26 protein-coding genes are annotated in these 24,573 nt (G+C 62.7%); 8 read left to right on the forward strand and 18 right to left on the reverse strand.

Annotation, left to right across the window (positions count from 1 at the left end):
- Window positions 1-26 precede the first annotated feature (26 nt).
- Window positions 27-857 carry an SDR family oxidoreductase gene (locus VH564_RS07440; RefSeq protein ID WP_423339166.1) on the reverse strand — a complete coding sequence of 277 codons (831 nt, stop codon included), beginning with the start codon at window positions 855-857 and terminating at the stop codon, window positions 27-29.
- Window positions 858-954: 97 nt separating this feature from the next.
- Here VH564_RS07440 and VH564_RS07445 point away from each other — a divergent pair, with 97 nt between their 5' ends.
- Entirely contained in the window at window positions 955-1,860 is a 906-nt protein-coding gene (locus VH564_RS07445) for a LysR family transcriptional regulator (RefSeq protein ID WP_423339167.1), read from the forward strand.
- 24 nt (window positions 1,861-1,884) lie between these two features.
- Here VH564_RS07445 and VH564_RS07450 read toward each other — a convergent pair whose 3' ends face one another.
- The 5 genes from VH564_RS07450 to VH564_RS07470 form a co-directional block, all read right to left on the reverse strand.
- Window positions 1,885-2,676: an amino acid ABC transporter ATP-binding protein gene (locus tag VH564_RS07450; RefSeq protein WP_423339168.1), complete on the reverse strand. Its 792-nt coding sequence runs from the start codon at window positions 2,674-2,676 to the stop codon at window positions 1,885-1,887.
- Window positions 2,673-3,341, reverse strand: coding sequence for an amino acid ABC transporter permease (locus tag VH564_RS07455; RefSeq protein WP_423339169.1), 669 nt, complete (start codon window positions 3,339-3,341; stop codon window positions 2,673-2,675). The genes VH564_RS07450 and VH564_RS07455 overlap by 4 nt, the downstream gene beginning before the upstream one ends.
- Complete coding sequence (locus tag VH564_RS07460; RefSeq protein ID WP_423339170.1) at window positions 3,338-3,979, reverse strand: amino acid ABC transporter permease; 642 nt, start codon at window positions 3,977-3,979, stop codon at window positions 3,338-3,340. Before VH564_RS07460 ends, VH564_RS07455 begins: the two co-directional genes overlap by 4 nt.
- Before the next feature lie 99 nt (window positions 3,980-4,078).
- On the reverse strand, window positions 4,079-4,906 hold the full coding sequence (locus tag VH564_RS07465) for a transporter substrate-binding domain-containing protein (RefSeq protein ID WP_423339171.1): 828 nt from the start codon (window positions 4,904-4,906) through the stop codon (window positions 4,079-4,081).
- 241 nt (window positions 4,907-5,147) lie between these two features.
- Window positions 5,148-6,311 (reverse strand): aminotransferase, encoded by a 1,164-nt coding sequence (locus VH564_RS07470; RefSeq protein WP_423339172.1) that lies wholly within the window; start codon window positions 6,309-6,311, stop codon window positions 5,148-5,150.
- A gap of 102 nt (window positions 6,312-6,413) precedes the next feature.
- Between VH564_RS07470 and speB the strand changes: the two genes are divergently transcribed.
- Complete coding sequence (gene speB / locus VH564_RS07475; protein ID WP_423339173.1) at window positions 6,414-7,469, forward strand: agmatinase; 1,056 nt, start codon at window positions 6,414-6,416, stop codon at window positions 7,467-7,469.
- A gap of 51 nt (window positions 7,470-7,520) precedes the next feature.
- On the opposite strand, the gene VH564_RS07480 is transcribed toward speB, so the two are convergent.
- The gene (locus VH564_RS07480) at window positions 7,521-7,688 is read right to left on the reverse strand and encodes a Thivi_2564 family membrane protein (protein WP_423339174.1); all 168 of its coding nucleotides are present in this window, start codon (window positions 7,686-7,688) and stop codon (window positions 7,521-7,523) included.
- A gap of 345 nt (window positions 7,689-8,033) precedes the next feature.
- On the opposite strand from VH564_RS07480, the gene VH564_RS07485 reads away from it, so the two are divergent.
- Window positions 8,034-8,318 carry a DUF982 domain-containing protein gene (locus VH564_RS07485; RefSeq protein WP_423339175.1) on the forward strand — a complete coding sequence of 95 codons (285 nt, stop codon included), beginning with the start codon at window positions 8,034-8,036 and terminating at the stop codon, window positions 8,316-8,318.
- Between the two features lie 45 nt (window positions 8,319-8,363).
- On the opposite strand, the gene VH564_RS07490 is transcribed toward VH564_RS07485, so the two are convergent.
- The 5 genes from VH564_RS07490 to VH564_RS07510 all read right to left on the reverse strand — a co-directional run bounded on the left by VH564_RS07490 (window position 8,364) and on the right by VH564_RS07510 (window position 14,368).
- Window positions 8,364-10,085, reverse strand: coding sequence for an ABC transporter ATP-binding protein (locus VH564_RS07490; RefSeq protein ID WP_423339176.1), 1,722 nt, complete (start codon window positions 10,083-10,085; stop codon window positions 8,364-8,366).
- A gap of 93 nt (window positions 10,086-10,178) precedes the next feature.
- A complete protein-coding gene (locus tag VH564_RS07495; RefSeq protein WP_423339177.1) occupies window positions 10,179-11,297 on the reverse strand; it encodes a porin in 1,119 nt (372 codons plus the stop codon).
- 711 nt (window positions 11,298-12,008) lie between these two features.
- Window positions 12,009-12,290 (reverse strand): CBS domain-containing protein, encoded by a 282-nt coding sequence (locus tag VH564_RS07500; protein WP_423339178.1) that lies wholly within the window; start codon window positions 12,288-12,290, stop codon window positions 12,009-12,011.
- A gap of 30 nt (window positions 12,291-12,320) precedes the next feature.
- Window positions 12,321-12,980, reverse strand: a complete 660-nt coding sequence (locus VH564_RS07505; RefSeq protein WP_423339179.1) for a CBS domain-containing protein — start codon at window positions 12,978-12,980, stop codon at window positions 12,321-12,323.
- Between the two features lie 227 nt (window positions 12,981-13,207).
- A complete protein-coding gene (locus tag VH564_RS07510) occupies window positions 13,208-14,368 on the reverse strand; it encodes a M20 aminoacylase family protein (protein ID WP_423339180.1) in 1,161 nt (386 codons plus the stop codon).
- 140 nt (window positions 14,369-14,508) lie between these two features.
- On the opposite strand from VH564_RS07510, the gene VH564_RS07515 reads away from it, so the two are divergent.
- Both VH564_RS07515 and VH564_RS07520 read left to right on the forward strand, forming a co-directional pair.
- Window positions 14,509-15,639: a D-alanyl-D-alanine carboxypeptidase family protein gene (locus VH564_RS07515; RefSeq protein ID WP_423339181.1), complete on the forward strand. Its 1,131-nt coding sequence runs from the start codon at window positions 14,509-14,511 to the stop codon at window positions 15,637-15,639.
- Window positions 15,640-15,652: 13 nt separating this feature from the next.
- Complete coding sequence (locus VH564_RS07520) at window positions 15,653-16,837, forward strand: CobW family GTP-binding protein (protein WP_423339182.1); 1,185 nt, start codon at window positions 15,653-15,655, stop codon at window positions 16,835-16,837.
- Window positions 16,838-16,890: 53 nt separating this feature from the next.
- Here the strand turns inward: VH564_RS07520 and VH564_RS07525 are convergent, their stop codons facing one another.
- The 5 genes from VH564_RS07525 to VH564_RS07545 all read right to left on the reverse strand — a co-directional run bounded on the left by VH564_RS07525 (window position 16,891) and on the right by VH564_RS07545 (window position 20,784).
- Window positions 16,891-17,124 (reverse strand): sulfurtransferase TusA family protein, encoded by a 234-nt coding sequence (locus tag VH564_RS07525; RefSeq protein ID WP_423339183.1) that lies wholly within the window; start codon window positions 17,122-17,124, stop codon window positions 16,891-16,893.
- Window positions 17,117-18,412, reverse strand: coding sequence for a L,D-transpeptidase family protein (locus VH564_RS07530; RefSeq protein WP_423339184.1), 1,296 nt, complete (start codon window positions 18,410-18,412; stop codon window positions 17,117-17,119). Before VH564_RS07530 ends, VH564_RS07525 begins: the two co-directional genes overlap by 8 nt.
- A 234-nt stretch (window positions 18,413-18,646) precedes the next feature.
- On the reverse strand, window positions 18,647-19,600 hold the full coding sequence (locus tag VH564_RS07535) for an acetyl-CoA carboxylase carboxyltransferase subunit alpha (RefSeq protein ID WP_423339185.1): 954 nt from the start codon (window positions 19,598-19,600) through the stop codon (window positions 18,647-18,649).
- Window positions 19,601-19,663: 63 nt separating this feature from the next.
- Window positions 19,664-20,620 carry a site-specific tyrosine recombinase XerD gene (gene xerD / locus VH564_RS07540; RefSeq protein WP_423339186.1) on the reverse strand — a complete coding sequence of 319 codons (957 nt, stop codon included), beginning with the start codon at window positions 20,618-20,620 and terminating at the stop codon, window positions 19,664-19,666.
- A complete protein-coding gene (locus tag VH564_RS07545; protein ID WP_423339187.1) occupies window positions 20,617-20,784 on the reverse strand; it encodes a hypothetical protein in 168 nt (55 codons plus the stop codon). Before VH564_RS07545 ends, xerD begins: the two co-directional genes overlap by 4 nt.
- Before the next feature lie 153 nt (window positions 20,785-20,937).
- Between VH564_RS07545 and VH564_RS07550 the strand changes: the two genes are divergently transcribed.
- From VH564_RS07550 to VH564_RS07560, 3 genes are read left to right on the forward strand one after another with little or no spacing between them, the layout of a single operon-like run.
- Window positions 20,938-21,528, forward strand: coding sequence for a shikimate kinase (locus VH564_RS07550; protein WP_423339188.1), 591 nt, complete (start codon window positions 20,938-20,940; stop codon window positions 21,526-21,528).
- Window positions 21,525-22,655 (forward strand): 3-dehydroquinate synthase, encoded by a 1,131-nt coding sequence (gene aroB / locus VH564_RS07555; RefSeq protein ID WP_423339189.1) that lies wholly within the window; start codon window positions 21,525-21,527, stop codon window positions 22,653-22,655. Before VH564_RS07550 ends, aroB begins: the two co-directional genes overlap by 4 nt.
- Window positions 22,652-23,962 carry an HlyC/CorC family transporter gene (locus VH564_RS07560; protein ID WP_423339190.1) on the forward strand — a complete coding sequence of 437 codons (1,311 nt, stop codon included), beginning with the start codon at window positions 22,652-22,654 and terminating at the stop codon, window positions 23,960-23,962. The genes aroB and VH564_RS07560 overlap by 4 nt, the downstream gene beginning before the upstream one ends.
- Before the next feature lie 280 nt (window positions 23,963-24,242).
- Here VH564_RS07560 and VH564_RS07565 read toward each other — a convergent pair whose 3' ends face one another.
- Entirely contained in the window at window positions 24,243-24,524 is a 282-nt protein-coding gene (locus tag VH564_RS07565) for a BolA family protein (RefSeq protein ID WP_423339191.1), read from the reverse strand.
- Between the last annotated feature and the right edge of the window lie 49 nt (window positions 24,525-24,573).

A 24,573-nucleotide genomic window follows, 5' to 3' on the forward strand; every position in this document is an offset into this window, starting at 1 on the left:
TCAGTTCGGCCGACACGCCGACGCCCTCATGCATCGATATCGGTCGCGAGGGTCACGTCCCTGGAGGCTTCGAGCACGGCAAGCCGATCGAGCAGCGCAGCGCGGATCGATGTGTAGGAGCTGCTGCCAAGTGCCAGACGAAACGGTGCCGGGGTCCGCTCGGTCGAATCGATCATCGCCTGCACCATCTTCTCGGGATCGCCCTTGATGGCGAAGCCGCCGGTTAGCAACGCTTTGCGAATGTGTGCCGCCGGCGTGTTGTCGTAGGCGGCCATGGGTGGTGGGCTGACGAGGCCGCCGGCGAATTCGGTGCGGGCCGGGCCGGGTTCGACGAGGGTGAACTCGATAGCGAACGGGGCGACCTCCTGGGCGACAGCCTCAATGAAACCTTCGATGCCCCATTTGCTGGCGTGATAAAGGCTGAAATTCGGATAGGCGATCTGTCCGCCCTCCGATGACACCTGCAGGATCCGACCTCCGCCTTGCGCCCGCAGATGCGGCAGGGCTGCGCGAATGACCTCGATGGAGCCGATCAGGTTGGTATCGATCTGGTGGCGGATCTGCTCGCTGGTGACCTCTTCCCCGGCGCCGAAGAGAGCATAGGCAGCATTGCTGACGATAGTGTCGATGCGGCCGAGTTCCGCAAAGGCGCGATCCATTACCGCGTGCACGGCGTCGGTATCCGTGACGTCGAGCGCGGCTATCCAGAGCTGGTCGGGGTAGCGCGCCTTCAGCTCATCCAACACGCCGACTTTGCGCAGCGTCGCGGCGACGCGATCGCCGCGCACTAGGAGTTTTTCGGTCATGATTCTGCCGAAGCCGGACGAGGTGCCGGTGATGAACCAGGTTTTTGTCATGGAAGAATTCCTCTGCGGTTGGTGTCGAGCCACGGATACCGCTTGTCGTTCATGGCAACTATCCGCAGAATGCTGCATGAACTGATGAAAGTTACCCATGAAAGCAAAGCCAACACTCGGCGACCTCACGGCCTTCGTGACCATTGTCTCGCACCGCAGTTTCAGGAAGGCTGCCGACGAACTCGGCTTGTCGCCGTCGACCCTCAGCCACGTCATCCGGACGCTCGAGCTCAACATGGGTGTGCGGTTGCTGAACCGGACGACCCGCAGCGTGTCGCCGACCGAAGCGGGCGAGCGGCTTGCGGCGCGGCTGATGCCGGTCATCCGGGATTTCGATATCGCCCTGGCGGAAGTCGACGAATTCCGGGGCCGCCCGAGCGGCATGCTGCGGATCAATACCAGCGCGGTCGGCGCCCGTGCACTGCTGGCATCCGTGGTGCCGACATTTCTCAAGCGCTACCCGGAGATGTCGCTCGATCTGGTGACGGAGGGACGGCTGGTGGATATCGTGGCCGATGGCTTCGATGCGGGCATCAGGCTGGGCGAGCAGTTGCCGCAGGACATGATCGCCGTACCGTTCGAGGGGGCGACCCGCTTTGTCGCTGTGGCGTCCCCTGATTATCTAAGAGGCCGTGACGCTCCGAAGACGCCGGATGACCTGAAGGATCATGCCTGCATCCGCTTCCGGCTGACGAGCGGCAAGCTGTTCCGGTGGGAGTTCGAGAAGCGGGGCCAGGAAATGGCGGTCGACGTCGCCGGTGCGCTGACGCTCGACGATATGCAACTGATGATCGAGGCTGCCGTCAAAGGCATGGGCATCGCCTATGTCTCGGAGCGCGGGCTTCGGCCATATCTCGAAAGCGGCGCTCTGGTCCTCGTCCTCGAGGACTGGTGCCCCTGGATACCTGGGCTGTTTCTCTATTATCCCGGTCGGCGTCACGTGCCGCCCGGCCTGCGCGCCTTTATCGACGTGCTGAAGGAAGCATCGAACGCGGATGCCTGAGCTGCTCGCGGATGCAGATGCCGCCTAAAGCAGCGTCGAGGCGCCGCGGTCGAGGTAGGTGTCGAGGAATTGCTCGAGGCGGGGGTGGCGGGGTTTGGCGAAGACCTCTTGCGGGGTGCCGCTGAACAGTATCTTGCCGTGGTCGAGGAAGGTCATCTGCTGGCCCACGGTCGCGGCAAAGCCGATCTCGTGGGAGACGACGACCATGGTCATGCCTTCTGCGGCGAGATCGCGCATGACGTTCAGCACTTCCCCGGTCAGTTCCGGGTCGAGCGAGGAAGTCGGTTCGTCGAACAGCATGATCTTCGGCTTCAGGGCCAGCGCCCGGGCGATGGCGACGCGCTGCTGCTGACCGCCCGACAGCTGCGACGGATAGTGGCCGGCGCGGTTTTCCAGGCCCACCTTGACCAGTTGCTCCATGGCGCGGGCCTCCGCATCCCGGCGGCTCATCTTGTGCACCGTCTTCAGCGCCTCGCTGACATTGCCGAGCGCGGTCATGTGCGGCCAGAGATTGAACTGCTGGAACACCATGCCGATGCGGCTGCGAATGGCGCGGTTGGTTGATGCCGGCAGGCGTTCCCGCACGCCTTGTGTATTCTCGGAAAAGCCGAGCACTTCGCCGTCGATGGTGATGGTGCCCTGTGTCGCCTCCTCGAGGAAGGCCATGCAGCGCAGCAGCGTGCTCTTGCCGGAGCCGGAGGGGCCGATCAGGCAGGAGACCTGGCCTTGAGGGATCTCGAGGTCGATGCCGTGGAGGACGGTCGTCTCGCCGAACTTCTTGACCAGGTTCTTGACTGCGATTGCCGGGATACTCATGCGTTGAAAAACCTGAATCTGGTGAGTTTCGTTTCGGCGAGATGGCCGAGCCAGCCGGTGGCTTCGACCAGGACCCAATAGAAGACGGCAAGCACGAACAGCGCTTCGACGAAGGCATATTGCTGCGAGCCGATGGCGCTCAGCGTCGCCGTCAGCTCGGGCACGGTGATGATCGACAGCACCGCCGTCTCCTTCATCAGGATGATGGTCATATTTAGCGAGGGCGGCAGCACCAGCATGATCATCTCGGGCAGGAGAATGCGGCGGATGATCTGGCCCTGGCTCATGCCGACGCATTCGCCGGCCTCGATATGGCCTGTCGGCACGGCGGCAAAGCCAGAGCGGAAGATCTCGCTGTAATAGGCGGCACCATAGATCGACAGGCCCATCAGGCCGGCGGGGATCGGGTCAAGCGACAGGCCGATGAAGGGGCCGCCGTAATAGACGAGGAAGATCTGGATCAGGAAGGGCGTGCCGCGCAGCACGGCGACCACGAGGCCGAGGACAGCGTCGACCGCGCGGCCGCCGTAACGGCGGGCGACGGCGACCAGGAAGCCGAGGATGGCGGCTGCGATGGTGCCGAGGATCCAGATGAGGATGGTGACGAGGCCGCCGCTGACGATGGCCGGCCACTGGTCGATGATGACGTGGATGTCGAAGCTCATCGTGGCGCTCCCGGCAGCGAGCGCTCGATCGCGCCGCCTGCCAGTGCCACGATCCAGTTGATGATCAGGTAGATCAGGCCGGCGGAGGCGAAGATCTGCAGCGGCAGGAAGGTGCTGGCGGAGAGATCCTGGGCCATCCGGGTCAATTCGATGATGCCGACCACGGAGACGAGCGACGAGGCCTTCAACAGCAGGATCGCCTCGTTGACGAGGGCCGGGAAGGTGAGCCGCATGGCGATCGGGGCCTTGATGCGGCGGAAGATCTGGGCCGGCGTCAGGCCGACCATTTCGGCGCATTCGATCAGGCCGCGCGGCACGCTGGCAAAGCCGCCGCGCAGGTTTTCCGCCTGATAGGCTGCGGTCGACAGCGACATGCCGATGATGGCGGCAACGATGCTCGGCACGTTGATGCCGATGGCCGGCAGCAGATTGTAGATCAGCAGCAGTTGCACCAGGAGGGGCACGCCGCGGAAGAAACTGATGAAAAGTTGGGCGGGCCAAACGAAGAGGCGCCGGCCCGACAGCATCATGGCCGAGATGACCAGTGCGAGCAGAAAGCCGATCAGGATCGACGCGACGCTGATCGCGACCGTGTAGATCGACGCTTGCAAAAGCAGTTCGAAGAGTTTGAAGGACATGTCCGCAATTCGCTCGGCTGGCAGTCAGGGAGACCCGATGTGGTCTCGACCAGCGCCCCGGCGGCAAGCCGAGGCGCAGTCGTCATGGTGACGATCAGATCAGAATGCCGGGTCCTTGACGGCATCGGGCGTGTCGAAGCTGGCGCCGAACCACTTCTTCTGCAGCGTCGCCATGCGGCCGTCGGCCTTGATCTTCAGAAGGGCGGCGTCGATGGCGTCCATCAGCGGCGCATGGTCGGCATCCTTCAGGCCGATGAAGCCGAAATAGGACTTCTTGCCGAAGGTCGGCGTGACGACTTCGAAGACGCCTTCGCGCTGCTTGGCGACGAAAGCGATGTTCGGCAGCGAGTTGGCAACGCCTTCGATACGGCCGGCGGCGAGATCGGCATAGGCGTCGTTGAAGGAGACGTATTCACGCACTTCAACCGGCTTTGGCAGGGTTGCCGAATATTCCTTCAGCTGGTCGAGCTGCGACGTGGCCTTGCCGACGCCGATCTTGGTGCCGGCGATGTCTTCCGGCTTCAGGATCTTCTTGTCGCCGGCCTTCTTCAGGATGGCGATGCTGGCCTCGGCGATCGGCGGGGTGAAGCGATAGTGCTCGAGGCGCTTCTTGGTGATGGTCGCAGGACCGGCGACAACGTCGAACTTGCCGGCTTCAAGCGCCGGGAAGACGCCGTCCCAGGGGAGCGTGACCCACTCGATCTTGACGCCGAGTTCCTTGCCGATTTCGGCGAAGAGGTCGACGTTGAGGCCGACATGCTCGCCGGCATCGATGAAGTCGAAGGGGGCGAAGGCAGTCTCGGTGCCGACCTTCATGGTGCCGGCGGCCTTGACGGCAGCGAGCGTATCGGCGGCTTGGGCCGACAGCGTCGCGCCGAGCAGGAAGGCAGCGCCCAAGAGGCCCTTGAGCAGGGAATTGGTCTTCATGATTTCTCTCCAGTTTTCATCCTCCTGGCGGAGGAGGTGAATGTGTTTGTTCCCTTAGCGGGATTTCTACGATCCGCTTATGACTATACAAATAGATATGGGCAGTCCGGGCGAGTCAATGCAAAAGTCCTGGGATGCAAAAAATGTGCCGGGCATCGGGTATCTGTCCTTGGACCTGCCAGGGTCGGCGGGTTGCTTGCTGCAGCAGCCCCGCCGCGGGAGCGCTCAACGAAGTGTGGGATCAGCGTAGGCGGTCCGTGAGCAGGGCGATGGAGGCGGCATCGGCATTGGCGAAGGCGAGGCGCAGGTAGTTTTCCTGATCCGCGCCGAAATAGCTGCCGGGGATGCAGACGACGCCTGCCTGCCTCGCTAGCCGCTCGGCCACCGCCGCCGACGATTGTCCGGCGAAGGGGTGGCGGACGAAGGCGAAATAGGCGCCGATGGCGCCGATTTCCCATTCCGGCAAATCGGCAAACACCTTTCGCAGCACCTCGGCGCGATGGGCGATTTCGCGGCGATTGCCGGCGCGCCAGTCGGCGAGGATGGGCAGGGCCCAGGCAACCGCCGTCTGCGGCGCGCGGGGCGCGCAGATCTGCATGTTGTCCATCACCTTGGCGATTTCCGCGACCAGGGCAGGTCCGGCGGTGATGGCGCCCAGCCGGTGGCCCGGGATGCAGAAGGATTTCGAGAAGCTGTAGAGCAGCACCAGCGTCTCTTCCCAGCCGGGCTCGGAGAGAAGTGCATGCGGCCGGGCGTCGCCCTCCGGCAGGAAATCGCGGTAGGTCTCGTCCACGATCAGCCAGGCGCCGTGGCTTTGGCAGAGCCTGAAGAGCGCATGCAGCAGGCCCTTCGGATAGACGGCGCCGGTCGGGTTGTTGGGGGTGACCACCACCAGTGCCCGCGCGCCGGCGACCAAGGCCGTTTCGGCTGATGCGAGATCAGGCAGGAAGCCGTTGGCGGCATCGCAGTGCACCAGGCTATAGTCGATGCCGAGCATCGACAGGGTCGTCTGGTGATTGAAGTAATAGGGATCGGTGAGCGCAATGGTGTCGCCCGACGCCGCGACGGCGATCGCGACAGACATGAAGGCCTGGTTGCAGCCGGCGGTAATATGGATGTGCTCGGAGCCGATGTCCGCCTCGTAGACCGCGCCGACATGGTGCGCATAGGCCTTTCGCAGCACTGGTTCACCCTCGATCGGCCCATAACCTGTCATGTCAGGCGAGGCGGCCGCTTCACCCAGCAGCCGTAGCATCTCAGGATGGGTCGGATAGCCCGGCACCGCCTGCGACAGGTCGATCAGCGGGCCGCGGCGGCCATCATAGGCCCTGCCCCAGGCATGGACCGAGGGGATCGGCGGCGGCGACAGGCGGGTGATGAGGGGATTGGCTTCGGCGCGGGTCATGTTGGCTTTCTCGTTTTTCTATTGCTACAACGAGTGCGGCGGCATTCTCAACCGGTCTGTCGGCAAAATCCGTCAGGACAACAGCAAGCAGGGGAAGCGGCGATGAGCTGGGACAAGACGAAGCTGGAGGCGCTACGGGCGAAATTCAGCGATGCCGCAGGCGGCGCGATTTTTGACGAGGCATTCCGGAAGGTCGGCGAGAAAATCTTTTCGAAAAGCGGCACGCGCCTGGCGCCCTATTCCGGGCTGCCGACCTTCGTCAGCGCGCCCTCCATGCCGGTGGCTGCCGAAGATCCCGATTTCGGCAATCTGCAGGTGGCGATCCTCGGCATCCCCATGGATCTCGGGGTCACCAACCGTCCGGGTTCGCGTTTCGGACCGCGCGCCCTGCGCACCGTCGAGCGCATCGGGCCCTATAACCATGTTCTGGGGACCGCGCCGGTCTTCGATATAAGGGTGGCCGACATCGGCGACGTGCCGTTCCAGAGCCGCTACCGGCTCGAATTGTCGCATGACGACATCGAGAAGCGCATCAACCAGATCGTCGATGCCGGGGTGCTGCCGCTATCGGTCGGCGGCGATCATTCGATCAGCCATCCCATCCTGAAGGCGGTCGGCAAAAACAGGCCGGTCGGGATGATCCACATCGATGCCCATTGCGACACCAGCGGCCCCTTCGACCAGACCAAGTTTCACCATGCGGGGCCGTTCCGCAATGCCGTGCTCGACGGCGTTCTCGATCCGACGCGGACGGTGCAGATCGGCATTCGCGGGTCGGCCGAATATCTCTGGGAGTTTTCCTTCGAGTCCGGCATGACCGTCATCCATTCGGAGGAGGTCACCGGTCTCGGCATTCCGGCGATCATCGAGAAGGCACGGGCGATTGTCGGCGATGGGCCGACCTATCTGTCCTTCGATATCGACAGCCTCGATCCGAGCTTCGCGCCGGGAACCGGCACACCTGAGATCGGCGGCCTGACGACGCGCGAGGTGCTCGAACTCATCCGGGGCCTGAAAGGCATCAATCTGGTGGGAGGCGATGTCGTCGAGGTGGCGCCGCAATATGACACGACCACCAATACCGCCCAGGCGGGCGCCCAGGTGCTGTTCGAAATTCTCAGCCTGATGGTCTTTAGCCCGTCGCTCGGCGGGCGCTGATTGCAGGCGGCAACGGATGCGAGCCTGCCGCATCCGTCGCTTGCTTGAGGCCTAGAATACGGCCAGATACTTCAGCAGCGAAATGATGCCGATGATGATCACGATGATCTGCACGATCTGGCGCATGCGCGCCTCGATTGGCAGGCGCTGGACGAGCCAAAGCACTAGAATGATCACCAAAAAGGTGATCAGAATACCAATCAAAACAGATGAACCCATTGTCCCCGACTCCTTGCGTCTTAAAAATGCCTTGCGGCCACTTGGCTTAACTATGCAGGTGACCTCGGAAGGAAAGACCGATGGGTGAAGATTCGGTGCGATTTCGCTCAGATCACGTCCCGCAGGGGTACGAAGCACGTGTCATGGCCTCACGGCGGCGGCAGGCGGCCCCCTGCCATGGCCCCTGGCGAAGAGGCAGCGGCTTCCTATATCGGGTAAGCTCCCGAGATCGACATCCTCAGGAGATGATCTCGGACGGGAGTGCTGTTGCAAAGAATGTTTGTATCGATGGAACGCTTCGACCCCTGGTTGACTTATAGGGGTCAATGCTTCTGGGAGAGCACAATGACGCTCGCGGATAAGCAGTGGTCTGAAAGTTGTTACGTCGAGCGCGACAAGATCGGCATGTACATGGTCATCAGCTCGACCAGGCAGGCGATGAACCTGCTGTCGCGCTACTGGCCGGTCACCGATGGAGAGGCCTATTTCCAGGCGCTGCGGGTGTTCGGGCAGGTGATGATGGAAAAATTGCCCCCGGACAGCGCCCGCGAGGCCTTTCTTGCCGCCGCCGCGGAAGCGGACGTCTTCGTGTCGAACAAGCCGCAGCTGTTTCATTTGCCGAGAGGCTGAAAGCCGCGCCGTGGGGCGTTGCGTACGGGCTTCTCGCGTGAGCGTTTAGCGAAGTGCGCCGAACTGCGCATCGTGCAGCTCAGCATAAGCGCCCTTTCGGGTCAGAAGCTCGTGGTGCGTGCCGTCCTCGACGATACCGGAGGGGCCGACGACGATGATCCGGTCGGCATTGCGGATGGTGGCAAGCCGGTGAGCGACGACCAGCGTCGTGCGTCCCTCCGACAGCGCCGCCAGCGATTGCTGGATGGCATATTCCGTCGCCGTGTCGAGCGCCGAGGTTGCCTCGTCGAGGATCAGGATCGGCGGGTTCTTCAGGAAAATCCGGGCAATCGCCAGCCGCTGCTTCTGGCCGCCTGAAAGCTTGACGCCGCGTTCGCCGACGCGGGTCGACAGGCCGTCCGGCAGCGACAGCACGAAGTCCGCAAGGGCTGCGCGCCGCAGCGCCTCTAGGATCTCCTCATCGCTGGCGCCGAGGCGGCCATAGGCGATGTTCTCGCGGATCGTTCCGCCGAACAGGAAGACGTCCTGGGCGACGATGCCGATCTGGGCCCGCAGCGAGGCCTGCGTCATGTCGCGGATATCGATCCCATCGATGCTGATGGTGCCGCTATCGACCTCGTAGAAGCGCGGCAGCAGCGAGCAGATGGTTGTCTTCCCGGCACCAGAGGGGCCGACGAAGGCGATGGTCTCGCCGGCCCTGATGGACAGGTTCAGCCCGTCGAGGATTTTGCCGTTGGCATCGTAGCCGAAGCTGACGTCCTTGTAGGCGATGTCGCCCTTCAGATGCGCGACCGCGACGGCGCCGGGACGGTCGGCGATGTCGGGCGCCGTATCGATCAGCGTGGTGAAGCGCTTGAATCCGGCAATCCCCTTCGGATAGCTCTCGAGCACCGAGGTGATCTTGTCGATCGGGCGGAAGAAGACGTTGACCAGCAGCAGAAAGCCGACGAAGCCGCCATAGCTGAGTTCGCCGTGGATGACGAAATAGGTGCCGGCGATCATCACGACGAGCTGGACGAAGCGGGTGCCGAAGTAGGAGAGGGTGATGCTTGCCGTCATATAGGCATAGGCATTCAGCTTGGTCGCCCTGTAGCCCTCGTTGTTGACGGCAAACAGCGCGCGCTCGTGGTCCTCGTTGGCAAAGGCCTTGACGACGCGGATGCCGCCTACGCTCTCTCCGACCCGGGCGTTGAATTCGCCGACCTGGCCGAACAGCTTGCGCCAGTTCTCGGTCATCCTGGCGCCGTAGCGGCTGACCATCCAGGTCATGACCGGGACGATGGCTGTCGTCAGCAGCGCCAGTTTCCAATGCACCGTGAACATCAGGATAAAGGCGCCGACAAAGGTCATGATGGCGATGAAGACATCTTCCGGACCGTGATGGGCGACCTCGCCGACCTCCTCGAGATCCTTGGTGACGTGGGTGATCAGGTGGCCGGTCTTGTTGTTGTCGAAATAGCGGAAGCTGAGCTTCTGGATATGGTCGAACGCCTGGCGGCGCATGTCGGTTTCGATGCCGATGCCGAGCGCATGCCCCCAGTAGTTGACCACCGCCATCAGCCCGGTGTTGACCACGTAGACAACGAGCAGCAGGGCTGCGACGCCGGCGATCAGGCCCCAGTCCTGGCCCGGCAGCAGCGTGTCGATGAACAGCTTGGTTGCCAGCGGAAAGCCGAGCTCGAGCAGGCCGGCCAGCACCGCGCAGCCGAAATCGAGGAAGAAGAGCTTTTTATAAGGTGCGTAATAGGAAAAGAACCGACGCAGCATGGGGATCTCGATCAAAACACTCGACAGGGAATAAACAAAGAAAAGGGCCCGGAATCCGGGCCCTGGTATCGACTATAGCTGAATCCGGTCGGATCAGAAGCTCCTCTGGAAGCGCAGGATGCCGGCCCAGGTGTCGCTGTTGGTCGAATCCCAGTTGGTGTATTCGACTTCCGGCTCGATGGTGAAGCCGCCGACCGGCTTGTACTGCAGGTTGGCTGCAGCCGCGAAGATCTTCGAGTCGGTGTAGGCCAGCTGCACGTTGCCCTTCAGCTTGTCGTTGATCGCAACGTTGACGCCGCCCCAGACAGCCCAGTCACCCCAACCGCACAGCTCTTCCCTGTTCGCCGGGCAAGCGCCATCGGTGACGTAGCCGGAAGCATACTTGTTGAGCTTGTCGCCGTCCGTGTTCCAGCCGCCCATCAGGAAGGCCGAGAAGGTGCCGAAATCGGCGTCGATACGGGCCTTGATGGCGCCTTCCTCGACGATCGAATCATAGCCGCCGACGACCTTGATGCCCCACATGCCGGACTTGTAGCCGAGACCGGCGACGACGTCGGGCGTGTAATGATCGGCCTTCGAGACCTGCCAGCTGCGGCCGTTGCTCTGCACGTAGCCGCTGTCATAGTCGGCATCGGAAGCCGACTGCGAATCTTCCAGCGAGACCATCGCGGTGAAGCCGTTGCCCGGCTCGTAGGTGTAGGTCAGCTGGTTGAGCTCGGTGTTGATCGGTCCGGGGCCGTAGGAGATGACGTCGTCTTGGATGATGTCGCCGGCATAGCCCGGATAGGACGAAAACTGCGAGTCAGCCTTGCCGACCAGGAAGCCGCCGATGCTGATATTGGCAAACAGCACCTTGTTGGTGTTGATGCCTTCCGACGATTCGAAGCGGTAGACCATCTCGGTCTTCAGGGCGCCGTACTCGGTATCGGTCGCCGTATCGACGTTGAGCTCGACGCGGGTGTGCCAGAAGGTGCCGATCTTGTGGTCGGGCTGGTAGGCATCCTTCCATTCGCCTTCGGTGCGGACCATGCCGCCGATCTTCAGGCAGGTTTCAGAGCCCGGAATGTAGAAATAGCCGGCACCATAAGCGTCGCAGATGCGAACATATTCAAGAGGTTCCGGTTCCGCGGCGACGATCGCGTCAGCAGCGCGCGCGCCGGAGACCATGGAGAGAGCCGCAACCGAGCCCAACAGCAGTGTCCGAATGTTCATGATCAATCCAAATGTTTGGGACTGGTGGGAAAGAACCGAATACCAATCGCCGTGGGACCCCATCGCGGGACATTTCCGCCTGAAAGCGGCGAATCTCACTGACCCCGAGAATATCGCAGCGACGAAATGTAGCAATAACGATCACGTGGAGAGCACCCCGCAACGGGCGCATCGTGCAGCCCGGTTGCGCAAATGTCACAACGCGTCAGCCGGGTTCACTCGACCGGATGCTGATTTTAGGCCATGCAGTGGCTGTCTAAGCTATTGTTTTAAAGGTAAAAAATAGGAAAATGGTGTCCACGAGAGGATTCGAACCTCCGACCCCAGGATTCATACCACTTCGGCTTTAGCCGCCGTCCTAAGACGTTCGTGGTCTGGACTGTCCCTTCACCATAGGCTTAAGGCCCTTAGGTGCTGCCCATCCAGTCTCTACACCTTCAACGGATTTCTCCGAAGCTTGGCTCGGGATTGGCATGCTGGAAGACCAGCGAAGCGTTCCCCGACTTTGAGCAGATCGACTAAAGCCTTTCAGCTGTAGCCCCCAATTAATGCAACCAGGAATCCTGTGCTCTATCCTACTGAGCTACGTGGACATAGGCACTTAGCCTCGGTCTCCAATAACGCAGCCTCGCCTTGCTCGCAACTCATCTTTTGCCGAAATCAGCCTTCGGCGTTTGCTGCAGGGGAGGGGTCGCATGGGGTGATCGGCCGCTATTCCATGATATGCAGTTCCGCCTGGCGCATGGCCTTGCCGATACATCCGTTCGGCTGCAGCGCCATGACGTCGAAGGCCGTGATGGCGCCGGGAAGCTTGCCCGAAAGCAGGCATTTCATGGCGATGTCGCGGTCTGTCACCGTGCCGATGACGACGCCGCCTTCGACCACCAGGACGGTGCTGACGTTCTCGCGCTGCATGATCCCCAGAACGTCGTTGGCGAAGACGCCGCGCGACACGGTCTGGAGGGGCTTGTTCAGTCTCTGGGATTTGTTCATGGCGTTTCTCGACGGGCCGATCCGGGAAGATCAATCTGGCAGGGTGGTGTTGTCGACATAGGCGGCGACGCCGCGAACGCTTTCGACAAGCGCGCGGACGGCCTTCTTCTGGAGGTTGGTCTCCAGACGTCCGCCGACGGAGACGCGCGCATCCGATACCTTGAGGTCGACACGCTCGGGATCGATGCCGAGGTCGCCCCGCAGCCGGGTGGCGATGGCAAGCCGAATGCTTTCGTCACCAGAAGCGACGATGTCGAACGGCGCATCGATGATCATGCCGAGCAGGTCGCAGCGGCTGATAATGCCGATGAGCTGCCCCTTGTCGACAACGGGCACGCGCTTGATCCGCCGGGAGAGCATGATGCCGGCGATTTCCCGGACATCGGTATCGGGACCAACGGTGACGATCTCGCCGCACATGGCGTCCGCGACCGACCAGCCGTGGGTAAGCACATATTCGGTCAGGGCCCGGCGCTCGTCCCGCGCGTCGCCATTGTGCACCGGTTCCGTCGGCCGCAGCGCCACGCGGCGCAGAAGGTCGCCCTCGGTGACGATACCGACGATGCGGCCGTCGTCGACGACGGGTAGACCGCTGATGTTATGGGCAGTCATCGAAAGGGCGGCACTGCGCACGCTTGCGGTCGGGGGGATGGAGACGACCTTGGTGGTCATCACGTTCTTTGCCTGCATTGCTTCGTCCTCCGAAATATCTGCCAGGGCGATAGACAGGCAGATCTTGCCTGCTGTCGTCGTCCATTCCCTGCAGACTAGAACGGAAGTCGCAGTCGGCATTGATTTTGATCAATGCCGACTGCGAGCAGGTTTAAATCGGTTGGGCCGGATCGAGCTCCGGAGGCACAGGGCGATGGCCGCCCGGCCGTTGGCGGCGCTGCGGTCGTAGCGCGCCTGGCGTTGGACTAGGCGCCGAGGCGCTGTTCGGCAAGCCGGACCCAGAAGGAGATGCCGTGGGCGATCGCCTCGTCGTTGAAGTCGTAGGCGGCATTGTGCAGGCCTGCCGTGTCGCCGTTGCCGAGAAACAGGAAGGCGCCGGGCCGGGCGTTGAGCATGTAGGAGAAATCCTCGCCCCCCATCATCGGGTCGACCTCGGCATTGACATTGGCGTCGCCGGCGATGGAGCGGGCGGCCTCGGCCGCATAGTCCGTCTGGTCGGCGTGGTTGAACGTCACCGGATAATTGCGGTTGTAGCGAACCTCGGCCTCGGCGCCGTGGGCGGCGATGATGCCGGCAACGACCTGGCGCAGGCGCTGCTCGGCGAGGTCGCGCACGGCTGCATCCAGGGTGCGCACGGTGCCGGCGAGCGTTGCCTCGTTGGCGATGGCGTTCTGGGCGAAGCCGGCGTTGAACTTGGTGACGGAGACGACGGCCGAGCCGAGCGGATCGACGTTGCGGGACGCGATCATCTGCAGGTTGGTGACGATCTGGGCGCCGATGGCGATCGGGTCGATCGTCGTGTGCGGCATCGCGGCATGGCCGCCACGGCCCTTGACGACGATGCTGAACTCGTCGGTTGCCGCCATGATCGCACCCTTGCGGATGGCGAACTGGCCGACGGGAATGCCCGGCATGTTGTGCATGCCGTAGACTTCGGCGATCTTGAACCGGTCCATCATGCCGTCCTCGACCATCAGCTTGCCGCCGGCGCCGCCTTCTTCGGCCGGCTGGAAGATGACGGCGACGTTGCCGGTGAAGTTCCGGGTCTCGGCAAGATATTTTGCGGCGCCGAGCAGCATGGCGGTGTGGCCATCGTGGCCGCAGGCATGCATCTTGCCTGCTGTCTTCGAGGCCCAGGGCTTGCCGGAGATTTCTGTCATCGGCAGCGCATCCATGTCGGCGCGCAGGCCGATGGTGCGGCCTTCGCCGCGGCCGCGGATGATACCGACGACGCCGGTGCGGCCGATGCCGGTGACGATTTCGTCGACGCCGAATGCTTTCAGCTTCTCAGCGACAAAGGCAGCCGTTTCCTCGACCGCATACAGAAGTCCCGGATGGGCGTGGATGTGGCGGCGCCATTCAGTGACTTCGTCCTGCAGTTCCGCTGCTCTGTTCAAGATAGGCATAGTGGACTTTCCTGCTGATCAATCTTTTGCTGTGGCGTGGGACAACGGAAATAAACCGCCGATCGCCTTTGCCATCTCATAGCCATATAGGTTAAATAAATGCGGCGTTCGAGAAAATTCCGGACATTGAAGGACAGACTGTGCCGACAAAGCAGAATTCCTTGTTTGCCGCCCTGCGACTTTTGCCCCTCGGTGCGGCCGTCACGGCGGTCTTCCTGAGCGGCGCTTCGGTGGCCTCAGCCAATCCGCATATGCTGGTCGATGTCAGCACTGGCCGCGTGCTGGAGCACGAAGAGGCATTCCGAAAGTGGTATCCGGCATCACTGACCAAGCTGATGACGGTCTATACGACGTTTCGTGCCATCCAGGCCGGCCAGATCAGCCTCGACACGCCTGTCGTGATGACGAAGCATGCCGCGGCCCAGCCGGCTGCCAAGATGTACTTCAAGCCTGGCCAGAAGATGACGCTCGACAGCGCGTTGAAGATGATGCTGGTGAAATCGGCCAACGACCTGGCCATGGCGATTGCCGAGACGGTCGGCGGCTCGGAACAGGGCTTCGTCGCCAAGATGAATGCGGAAGCGGCGCGTCTCGGGATGACCAGCTCGCATTTTATTAATCCGAACGGCCTGCCGGGCAAGGGCCAGTATACCACCGCCCGTGACCTGGCGATCGTCACCGTCGCGCTCCGCCGCGAGTTTCCGCAATATGCCGGCTATTTCGCGCTTGAGGGCTTTACCAATGGCGTCAAGCAGGTGCCGAACATCAATCTCCTGATCGGTCGCTACAATGGCGCCGACGGCATGAAGACCGGCTTCATCTGTGCCTCCGGCTTCAACCAGATCGCATCAGCCACCCGCAACGGCAGGACGCTGATTTCCGTCGTGCTCGGGACCAACAGCCTGGCGGAGCGTGCCGACATGTCGGCGGATATGCTCGAAAAAGGCTTCACCACGCAGCTTCCCGGCAACGACACGCTGCAGACACTGAAGCCCTATGGCCCCGGCCAGGATCAGGTGGCCGATGTCACCAATGAGATCTGCAGCGCCAAGGGCGCGCAGATGCGCAGCGAGACGCGCGACCCGACCGGCCGGATGAAGATCCTTTCTCCCTATATCCACGAGAGAACTCGTGAGCCGATCTTCACCTATGCCGGCCTGATCGGCGGGCCGGATGCAGCGGCCGACAAGGCTTCAGTGCAGGACGGTACACAGCCTGGCCTCGGGGATGTGGCCGGCATCCCGGTGCCGCAGCCGCGCCCGACAAATTAAACGGAATCCAATCATGAACAGCAGGCCTGACAAGGTGCCGGCGTCCATCCTCACCGGCTTTCTCGGCGCCGGCAAGTCGACGCTTCTCAACCGCATCCTCAAGGATCCGGAGATGCGCGACACGGCTGTCGTCATCAATGAGTTCGGCGATGTCGGCATCGACCATCTGCTGGTCGAAAGCTCCGGCGATGCGATCATCGAACTGTCGGACGGCTGCCTCTGCTGCACCGTGCGAGGCGAACTGGTCGACACGCTGGCGATGCTGATGGACCGGATGCAGACCGGCCGCAGCCGGCCGCTGCGCCGTATCGTCGTCGAGACGACGGGACTTGCCGATCCGGCTCCGGTCATGCAGGCGATCATGGGCAATCCGATCATCGCCGAGAGTTTCGATCTCGACGGCATGGTCACCGTTGTCGATGCGGTCAATGGCCTGCGAACACTCGACAATCACGAAGAGGCGCGCAAGCAGGTGGCTGTCGCCGACCGGCTCGTCATCTCCAAGGCTGCGATGGAGGGGGCTGCGCCATTTTCCGAGCTGGAAGCGCGGCTGCGGCTGCTCAATCCCCGGGCCGAAATCGTCGATGGCGACAGCGAGGCGGCAGGCCGCGCCGCCATCCTGGTCAACGGGCTCTACGACCCCGGTTCGAAGATTGCCGATGTCGGCCGATGGCTGAAGGATGAGATGGCGGCCGACGCCCATGGGCACGACCATCATCACGATCACGATCACGATGATGAGCATCATCATGAGCACAGCCATGGGCATCACCATCACCATGCCCACGATCATCAGGATGGCCACGACGTCAATCGGCACGACGCGTCGATCCGCTCCTTCTCGATCGTCGAGAGCAAGCCCATCGATCCGATGGCGCTCGAGATGTTCATCGATCTGCTGCGCTCCGCCCATGGCGAGAAATTGTTGCGGATGAAGGCGATCGTGGCGCTGTCCGATCGTCCGGAGCGGCCGGTCGTGCTGCATGGCGTGCAGAACATCTTTCACGCGCCGGTGCGGCTTCCCGCCTGGCCCGATCCGGCCGACCGGCGCACGCGCATGGTGCTGATCACCAAGGACCTGCCGGAGGCTTTCGTGAAGGACCTGTTCGACGCCTTCCTCGGCAAGCCGCGCATCGATACGCCGGACCGTGAGGCGCTGGAGAACAATCCGCTGGCTATCCCCGGCATGCGTCTCTGAGGCGGTCGCGGGGCGGGGGCGAATCTGTACGCTTCCGTCTGACGGCCTTTCGCTCAGGCCTTGCGGATCACGAAGCGATGGCCGTCTGACGTCTTCGTGCTCTCAACGAGCGCGTGGCCGTTCTCGTTGCAGAAATGCGGGATATCGATGACGGCGAGCGGGTCGCTGGTCTCGACCGTGAGCGTGGCGCCCACAGCGAGCGACGCCAGCCGCTTCTTGGTCTTCAGCACGGGAAGCGGACATTTCAGTCCGCGCAGATCATAGGTCCCGGCGTCTGGACTACTCACTCTTCGACCAGAATTTCCAGAAGGGCGCCTTCTTGTCGGAAGGCTGGTTCTGGGCGCTCTCGACCGGCACCTGGGTGTAGGCGAGCGGATTTTCGGCCGGCACCGGTACGGTCGCCGGCAGCGTGACAGCGACCGCGGTCGGCTCGGGGACCGGCGTTGCCGTTGCGATGGTCGCCGTTGTCAGTGGCAGTTGGGCGATGTTGGCCTTGGCCGTGTGGATGCCCGACGGCATGCCGGCCATGACGGTCGGCGATGTCGTCGGCAGGTTCGACTGCCGGGCCATCAGCGTCTCGAGTTCCGTCACCTTCATGATCTTGCCGGCAGCCAGCGCCGACCCTGTCGGGGCGTAGGCGAGGTCATGGCCGGCACGCTGCTTGGCGACGACGGCCTTGCGCTCGGCCTCGGTCGGATCGTACCAGGCGGTATCGCTGTATTTGCTCATCGCCTTGTCGTAGTCGAGCTTGTAGCTCTTGTTGTAGGCCACAAGTGCCGACTGCAGCGCCGGCGGGGTCGTCATGGCAGGGCATTTGCCGCTGGCGTTGAACGGGCCATCCGCCTGCTGGTTGAAGACATATTTCTTTTCGCAAACCTCGACCTCAGGCGGCCGCTTGGTCACCTCGAAATCGTCGTAGCCGGCCTTCAGCATCTTCCAGAAGTCGATATTCGAGCTCAGGCGATGGCGGACCATGTTTTCGGCCGTCATGCGGAAGGGGAAGGCTTCGAGCTGGATAGTCTTCTGGCCGCCCTTGAAGGCGTCGCGGGCAAAGGCGTAGATTTCCAGCACCTGCTGGTCCGTCATCGAATAGCAGCCGGAGGACGAGCAGGCGCCGTGGATCATCAGGTTGACGCCGCTGCGGCCGTTGGCACTGTCGTACTTGTTCGGGAAGCCGGTGTTGATGGCGAGGTAATATTTGGAGTTCGGGTTCAGGTTGGCCGGCGTGAGGTTGTAGAAGCCTTCGGGCGCCTGCCGGTCGCCTTCCTTGACCTTCGGGCCAAGGCGGCCCGACCAGGCGCAGATCTTGTAGTCGGCGATCTTGTCGAAGCGGTTGTCGGTCTTCGCCTTCCAGATCTCCATGACGCCCTCTTCCTTGAGGATGCGGATCATGATCGGCGAATTGCGGTCCATGCCCTTCTTCGCCATCTCGGCGACGATGCGGTCGGGAAGCGGCTGTTCGACCTTGTTCTTGACCTTTGAGAGGTCGATCGCGGTGGCGGAGTCCAACGTATCGTTGCAGCCGGCGAGTGCCAGCGCCATCAGCGAGAGAGAGGCAAGGTAACGTATGCGCATGTCTGACTAAGCCCTAGACGCGATAATTGTCCACCGACCCCTATCGCAACCCCATCAACGAAACCAATTCATAGGCAATTATGCTTGACGATTCCTTACCAGCCTATGCATCGGCCAGTGCCCCCAGGCAAGCATTTCTTTGCCAAGAGGTTGTTGGATAACATTATTGTGGCCAAGGTTTGGCCCCATTGGTCTGCATCGACGCGCCGAGAGGCGCGTCTGCGCGCGTCTTGGCTAGAGATTGCGGCCCATGGCGAGGAATTTCTGGCGGCGTTCGTTGCGCACCTGTTCGCCGGAAATACCCGAGAATTCGCCGAGCGCAGCGGCAATCACATTGCCGGTCGCAGCGATCGCCGTCTGCGGATCGCGATGGGCGCCGCCGAGCGGTTCGGGAATGATGCCGTCGATGACGCCGAAGGCCTTCAGGTCCTCGGCCGTGATCTTCATGTTGGTCGCCGCTTCCTTGGCGCGGGCGGAATCGCGCCAGAGGATAGAGGCAGCGCCTTCGGGCGAGATGACGCTGTAGATCGAATGCTCCAGCATGTAGATGCGATTGCCGGTGGCAATCGCGATGGCGCCGCCGGAGCCGCCTTCGCCGACGATCACCGATATGATCGGAACCTTGAGGCCGAGGCACATTTCCGTCGAACGGGCGATGGCTTCCGCCTGGCCCCGTTCTTCGGCACCGACGCCGGGATAGGCACCGGCGGTGTCGACCAGCGTGATGACCGGCAGACCGAAGCGGTCGGCCATCTCGAGCACGCGGATGGCCTTGCGGTAACCTTCCGGACGGGCGCTGCCAAAATTGTGCTTCAGCCGCATCTTGGTGTCGCTGCCTTTTTCCTGGCCGATGACGGCGACAGGCTGGCCGCGGAAGCGGGCGAGGCCGGCCTGGATGGCGGCGTCCTCGGAAAACTTGCGGTCGCCGGCGAGCGGCGTGAACTCTTCGAACAGGGCCGAGGAGTAATCGATGAAGTGCGGACGCTGCGGATGGCGCGCGACCTGCGTCTTTTGCCAGGCGTTGAGCTTGGAATAGATCTCGAGGGTTGCCTCGTGGACCCGGCCCTCGAGCCTACCGACCTCGTCCGACGTATCGATGCTCTCGTCTTCGAGGGCGAGCTTTTTCAGCTCATGGATCTTGCCTTCGAGGTCGGAGATGGGCTTTTCGAAATCGAGATATTGGTGCATGAGGGGCGTTTCCGTTCCTTTTGCGCGGGCGGGTTTTTCAGGCTCCAGCCTTTGTTGCCGGTCCTAATCCTGCTTTTTCGCCTGTTTGGCAAGGGGGTGATGCGTTTGCACCAGTTGGTGAAGGCGTTCTTCCAGCACATGGGTATAGATTTGTGTCGTGGAAATGTCTGAATGGCCAAGCAGTTCCTGCACAACGCGCAGATCGGCGCCATTGGCAAGAAGATGGCTGGCAAAGGCGTGGCGCAGCACGTGCGGCGAGATCATCGACGGCGTCAGGCCGGCGCGAATGGCCAGATCCTTGAGATCGCGGGCGAATACCTGGCGCGGCAGATAGCCTTCCTTCGACGAGGACGGAAACAGCCACGGGCTCTCCGGCGGCGGCTCCTTGGCCGCAGCCTCGAGCGCCAGCCGCATCCGGCCGTAGGCCTTCATGGCAATGATGGCCGAGTGCGACAGCGGCACCATCCGCTCCTTGTTGCCCTTGCCGCGGATCATCAGGAAGCGGCCTTCATGGTCGAGCACCTTGGCCGACAGCGAGACGAGTTCGCTGACGCGCATGCCCGTCGCATAGAGCAACTCCAGCAGCGCCAGCATGCGCATGCGCTGCAGCTGGTTCGGACCTTCCTGCTCGGCTTCGGTTTCCGCCTGGGCGAGCAGGCGGCTGACCTCCTCGACGCCCATGATCTTCGGCAGCGAGCGGCCTTTCTTCGGCGCGTCGAGGATGCCGGTCGGGTCGTCGGTGCGCAGTCCCTCGGCATAGAGGAATTTGTAGAACTGGCGCATGGCCGACAGACGGCGGGCCTGCGACGAGGCCTTGAAGCCCTGGTTGGAAAGTCCTGCGAGATAAGCGGCGAGGTCGGCCGAAGCGGCCTCGGTGATCCCTACGGAGCGGGCCTTCAGGAATCCTTGGAGATCGTCGAGATCGTGGTGGTAGGACGCCAGCGTATTGGCCGCAGCGCCGCGCTCGGCGCTCATCATCTCGAGGAATGACTCCATATGGGCGCGGCCGAGGTCCCTCATGGCTTGATCGTGCCCGTTGACGGCGGATTGAGCTTTTCGGCCGGGATGCGGATGGTGATGTCGCGCGGCTTTGGCTCGACGAAAAGCGCCAGCGCCCACATTGCCCCATAGACTGCCCCCGCTACTACCACGCAGAAAACGAGGAAGCGAAACAATGTGGGCATGCGGTCTCCTGAGCGATGTTGCAGGGGGAGCTTAGATCATTTCGGCCAAGCAACCGTTAGCGAAGATGTATTGCAGAGGTGTTTATAGTGCGGCGACTTGACGCTATGGGCGCATTTGACGATACCCTTTGCAAACAATTTATGAATGGCCCGATGACTGAACCTGTTCTGACCCTTGCGCAAAGCCTCAAAGACAGAGCCCGAGCGGCGCTCGGTCCGCGCAACCTTATTCTGGTCGGTCTGATGGGCGCCGGCAAAACCTCCATCGGCAGGCTCCTTGCCACCCATCTCGCCATTCCCTTCGTCGATGCGGATGCCGAAATCGAGCGGGTTTCGCGCATGAGCATTGCCGAACTGTTTACGGCCTATGGCGAGGAAGAGTTTCGGTCGCTGGAAACGCGGGTGATCAAGCGGCTGTTGAAGGGCGGTCCGCGGGTCGTCTCGACCGGCGGCGGCGCCTTCGTCAACGATCGCACCCGCTGGCATATCAAGCGCAAGGGGCTGTCCGTCTGGCTGAAGGCCGATCTCGATGTGCTGTGGGATCGCGTCAACAAGCGGGATACAAGGCCGCTGCTGAAGACCGAGAACCCGAAGGGCACGCTCGAAGGTCTGATGAAGGCCCGCTACCCCATCTATGCGGAGGCCGACCTGACCGTGTTGTCCCGGGATGTCCACAAGGACGTCATTGCCAGGGATGTGCTGGCGGCGATCGTCCGGACAAGCCAGGAAAGTGAAGCATCATGACTGCCACCATGCCGACATCCGAACGCCTCGTCCATGTGCCGCTCGGCGAACGGGCCTATGATATCCTGATCGGCCCCGGGCTCATTGGGCGGGCCGGCGCGGAGATTGCGGCGCGGCTGAAGGGCCGGCGGGCCGCCATCATCACCGATGAGCATGTCGGGCCGCTCTATCTCGCAGCCCTCACGGCCAGCCTCGAGGCGGCCGGCATCGCGGTCGCCAGCCTGGTGCTGCCGGCCGGCGAGAAGACCAAGAGCTTCGATCACCTGATTGATGTCTGCGACACGGTGCTGGAAGCCCGGGTCGAGCGCAATGACATGGTGATCGCGCTCGGCGGCGGCGTCATCGGCGATCTCGCCGGCTTTGCGGCCGGCATCGTCCGGCGCGGCGTGCGCTTCGTGCAGGTGCCGACCTCGCTGTTGTCGCAGGTGGATTCCTCGGTCGGCGGCAAGACCGGCATCAACACGCGGCAGGGCAAGAACCTCGTCGGCGTCTTCCATCAGGCCGATCTGGTGCTCGCCGATAGCGATGTGCTGAACACGCTGAGCGAACGGGAGTTTCGCGCCGGCTATGCCGAAGTCGCGAAATACGGGCTGATCGACAAGCCGGACTTCTTCGCCTGGCTCGAAACCAACTGGCGCGACGTGTTTTCCGGCGGTCCGTCGCGCATCGAGGCGATTGCGGCGAGCTGCCAGGCGAAGTCCGACGTGGTGGTCGCCGACGAGCACGAAAACGGCGCCCGGGCCCTGCTCAACCTCGGCCACACCTTCGGCCACGCGCTGGAGGCGGCCACCGAATACGACAGCAGCCGGCTGGTGCATGGCGAGGGCGTCGCGATCGGCATGGTGCTGGCCCATCAGTTTTCCGCCCGGATGAACCTCGCAAGCCCAGACGACGCCGTCCGCGTCGAGGCGCACCTGAAGACAGTCGGCCTGCCGACGCGGATGAGCGATATTCCGGGCGCGCTGCCGCCGGCCGAGATGCTGATGAAGGCCATCGGCCAGGACAAGAAGGTGAAGAGCGGCAAGCTGACCTTCATCCTCACCCACGGGGTCGGACAATCCTTCGTCGCCGGCGATGTTCCCCCATCGGAAGTCCTGAGCTTCCTCAAGGAAAAGCACCCGCAATGACCATCGAAGGCACGCTCGGCACGCTTGCTGCATATTGGCAGGAGATCGTCTCCATCGTCGCGCTTGTCCTTTTCTCGGCATTCTTTTCCGGTTCCGAGACGGCGCTGACGGCCGCCTCGCGCAGCCGCATGCACACGCTGGAAGCCAATGGCGAGATCCGGGCCGGCGTCGTCAACGGGATGATCGAGCGCCGCGACCGGCTGATCGGCGCGCTCCTGATCGGCAACAATCTCGCCAACATCCTGTCGTCGTCGATCGCCACCAGCCTGTTTCTCGGGCTGTTCGGCAATTCCGGCGTTGCCATCGCCACGCTGGCGATGACGGTCATTCTCGTCATCTTCGCCGAGGTTCTGCCGAAGAGCTGGGCGATCTCTGCGCCGGACCGCTTTGCGCTTACCGTCGCACCGCTGGTGAAGATCTTCGTCACCATCGTCGGTCCGCTGTCGAGCGTCGTCAACACGATCGTCCGCCACATCCTGGCGCTGTTCGGCGTCAACCTGTCCAAGGAAGTGTCGATGCTGTCGGCGCATGAGGAGCTGCGCGGTGCCGTCGATTTCCTCCACCGCGAAGGGTCGGTGGTGAAGGCCGACCGTGACCGTCTCGGCGGTGTTCTCGATCTCAGCGAGCTCGAGCTTTCCGACATCATGGTTCACCGCACGGCCATGCGGGCGATCAATGCCGACGATCCGCCTGAGGTCGTCGTGCGCGCCATGCTGGAGAGCCCCTATACCCGCATGCCGCTCTGGCGCGGCACGACGGACAATATCATCGGCGTGGTCCACGCCAAGGATCTGCTGCGGGCGCTGGCCGAGCCGAATGTCGAGCCGGAAAACCTCGATATCGCCAGGATCGCGCAGAAGCCTTGGTTCGTGCCCGACAGCACCAATCTCGAGGATCAGCTGAACGCCTTCCTGCGGCGCAAGCAGCATTTCGCCGTCGTCGTCGACGAGTATGGCGAAGTGCAGGGCATCGTCACTCTCGAGGATATTCTGGAGGAAATCGTCGGCGACATCGCCGACGAGCACGATCTCGACATTTCGGGCGTGCGGCAGGAGGCGGACGGTTCGATCGTCGTCGACGGCGTCGTGCCGATCCGCGACCTCAATCGGGCGCTCGACTGGAACCTGCCGGACGAGGAGGCAACGACCATTGCCGGCCTGGTGATCCACGAATCCATGACCATCCCGGAGGAGCGCCAGGCCTTCACCTTCTACGGCAAGCGCTTCATCGTCATGAAGCGCGAGAAGAACAGGATCACGAAGCTGCGCATCCGGCCGGCCGAGGCGGCGGATACGGATCCGGTTTGATGCAGTCTCGGTCAGGTATCGAGACTTCTGACCAGTTCATGCCGCGATCTTTTGTGCCAGATCGCCCCCCTCTGTCACTTCGTGACATCTCCCCCACGAGGGGGGAGATTGGCTGGAGCGCCTGCGCTCGTCACACCGACATAGAAAGCCAAGCATCTCTGCGTGAGGCGGCCTGGAGGCTGCGGTAATCTCCCCCCTTGTGGGGGAGATGTCGGCGTAGCCGACAGAGGGGGGCATCTGGCGCTGAAGCCGATGAGACCGCAGGAATGCCGGCCGCTCCCTACCAGCCGACCGTTTCACCCGGTGCTGCCGGCTCGATGGCCAGCGCGTGCAGGCCGGCGTCCAGTTCGGGCTTCAGCAGGGCGGTGATGGCGCGGTGGCGGGCGAGGCGGGGCATGCCGGTGAACTTGTCGGAGACGATCCGGACCCGCATATGGGTCTCTCCGGCACCCGTTATGTCGGGGTGATGGCCGGCGTGGAGATGGCTTTCGTTGATGACGGCAAGCCGCTCCGGCGCGAAATTCTGCGTCAGTATTTCTTCGATGCGAGATTGAACGGTCATGGGCATGCGGCCTGCTTCGGTGCTTGAGAAAACGGACCACAAAGCCAGC

It is taken from the genome of Rhizobium sp. HT1-10 (genome assembly GCF_049472505.1).
GTDB lineage: Bacteria > Pseudomonadota > Alphaproteobacteria > Rhizobiales > Rhizobiaceae > Rhizobium.

Coding starts and splice junctions, on each gene's coding strand:
- xerD (WP_423339186.1), bottom strand. CDS start 20,620: ATGAGGGACCTCGGCCGCGCCCATATGGAGTCATTCCTCGAGATGATG.
- VH564_RS07440 (WP_423339166.1), bottom strand. CDS start 857: ATGACAAAAACCTGGTTCATCACCGGCACCTCGTCCGGCTTCGGCAGA.
- VH564_RS07480 (WP_423339174.1), bottom strand. CDS start 7,688: ATGGGTTCATCTGTTTTGATTGGTATTCTGATCACCTTTTTGGTGATC.
- VH564_RS07470 (WP_423339172.1), bottom strand. CDS start 6,311: ATGACCCGCGCCGAAGCCAATCCCCTCATCACCCGCCTGTCGCCGCCG.
- VH564_RS07485 (WP_423339175.1), top strand. CDS start 8,034: ATGACGCTCGCGGATAAGCAGTGGTCTGAAAGTTGTTACGTCGAGCGC.
- VH564_RS07520 (WP_423339182.1), top strand. CDS start 15,653: ATGAACAGCAGGCCTGACAAGGTGCCGGCGTCCATCCTCACCGGCTTT.
- VH564_RS07510 (WP_423339180.1), bottom strand. CDS start 14,368: ATGCCTATCTTGAACAGAGCAGCGGAACTGCAGGACGAAGTCACTGAA.
- VH564_RS07455 (WP_423339169.1), bottom strand. CDS start 3,341: ATGAGCTTCGACATCCACGTCATCATCGACCAGTGGCCGGCCATCGTC.
- VH564_RS07565 (WP_423339191.1), bottom strand. CDS start 24,524: ATGACCGTTCAATCTCGCATCGAAGAAATACTGACGCAGAATTTCGCG.
- VH564_RS07495 (WP_423339177.1), bottom strand. CDS start 11,297: ATGAACATTCGGACACTGCTGTTGGGCTCGGTTGCGGCTCTCTCCATG.
- VH564_RS07490 (WP_423339176.1), bottom strand. CDS start 10,085: ATGCTGCGTCGGTTCTTTTCCTATTACGCACCTTATAAAAAGCTCTTC.
- VH564_RS07500 (WP_423339178.1), bottom strand. CDS start 12,290: ATGAACAAATCCCAGAGACTGAACAAGCCCCTCCAGACCGTGTCGCGC.
- VH564_RS07465 (WP_423339171.1), bottom strand. CDS start 4,906: ATGAAGACCAATTCCCTGCTCAAGGGCCTCTTGGGCGCTGCCTTCCTG.
- speB (WP_423339173.1), top strand. CDS start 6,414: ATGAGCTGGGACAAGACGAAGCTGGAGGCGCTACGGGCGAAATTCAGC.
- VH564_RS07545 (WP_423339187.1), bottom strand. CDS start 20,784: ATGCCCACATTGTTTCGCTTCCTCGTTTTCTGCGTGGTAGTAGCGGGG.
- VH564_RS07550 (WP_423339188.1), top strand. CDS start 20,938: ATGACTGAACCTGTTCTGACCCTTGCGCAAAGCCTCAAAGACAGAGCC.
- VH564_RS07535 (WP_423339185.1), bottom strand. CDS start 19,600: ATGCACCAATATCTCGATTTCGAAAAGCCCATCTCCGACCTCGAAGGC.
- aroB (WP_423339189.1), top strand. CDS start 21,525: ATGACTGCCACCATGCCGACATCCGAACGCCTCGTCCATGTGCCGCTC.
- VH564_RS07450 (WP_423339168.1), bottom strand. CDS start 2,676: ATGAGTATCCCGGCAATCGCAGTCAAGAACCTGGTCAAGAAGTTCGGC.
- VH564_RS07530 (WP_423339184.1), bottom strand. CDS start 18,412: ATGCGCATACGTTACCTTGCCTCTCTCTCGCTGATGGCGCTGGCACTC.
- VH564_RS07445 (WP_423339167.1), top strand. CDS start 955: ATGAAAGCAAAGCCAACACTCGGCGACCTCACGGCCTTCGTGACCATT.
- VH564_RS07560 (WP_423339190.1), top strand. CDS start 22,652: ATGACCATCGAAGGCACGCTCGGCACGCTTGCTGCATATTGGCAGGAG.
- VH564_RS07505 (WP_423339179.1), bottom strand. CDS start 12,980: ATGCAGGCAAAGAACGTGATGACCACCAAGGTCGTCTCCATCCCCCCG.
- VH564_RS07460 (WP_423339170.1), bottom strand. CDS start 3,979: ATGTCCTTCAAACTCTTCGAACTGCTTTTGCAAGCGTCGATCTACACG.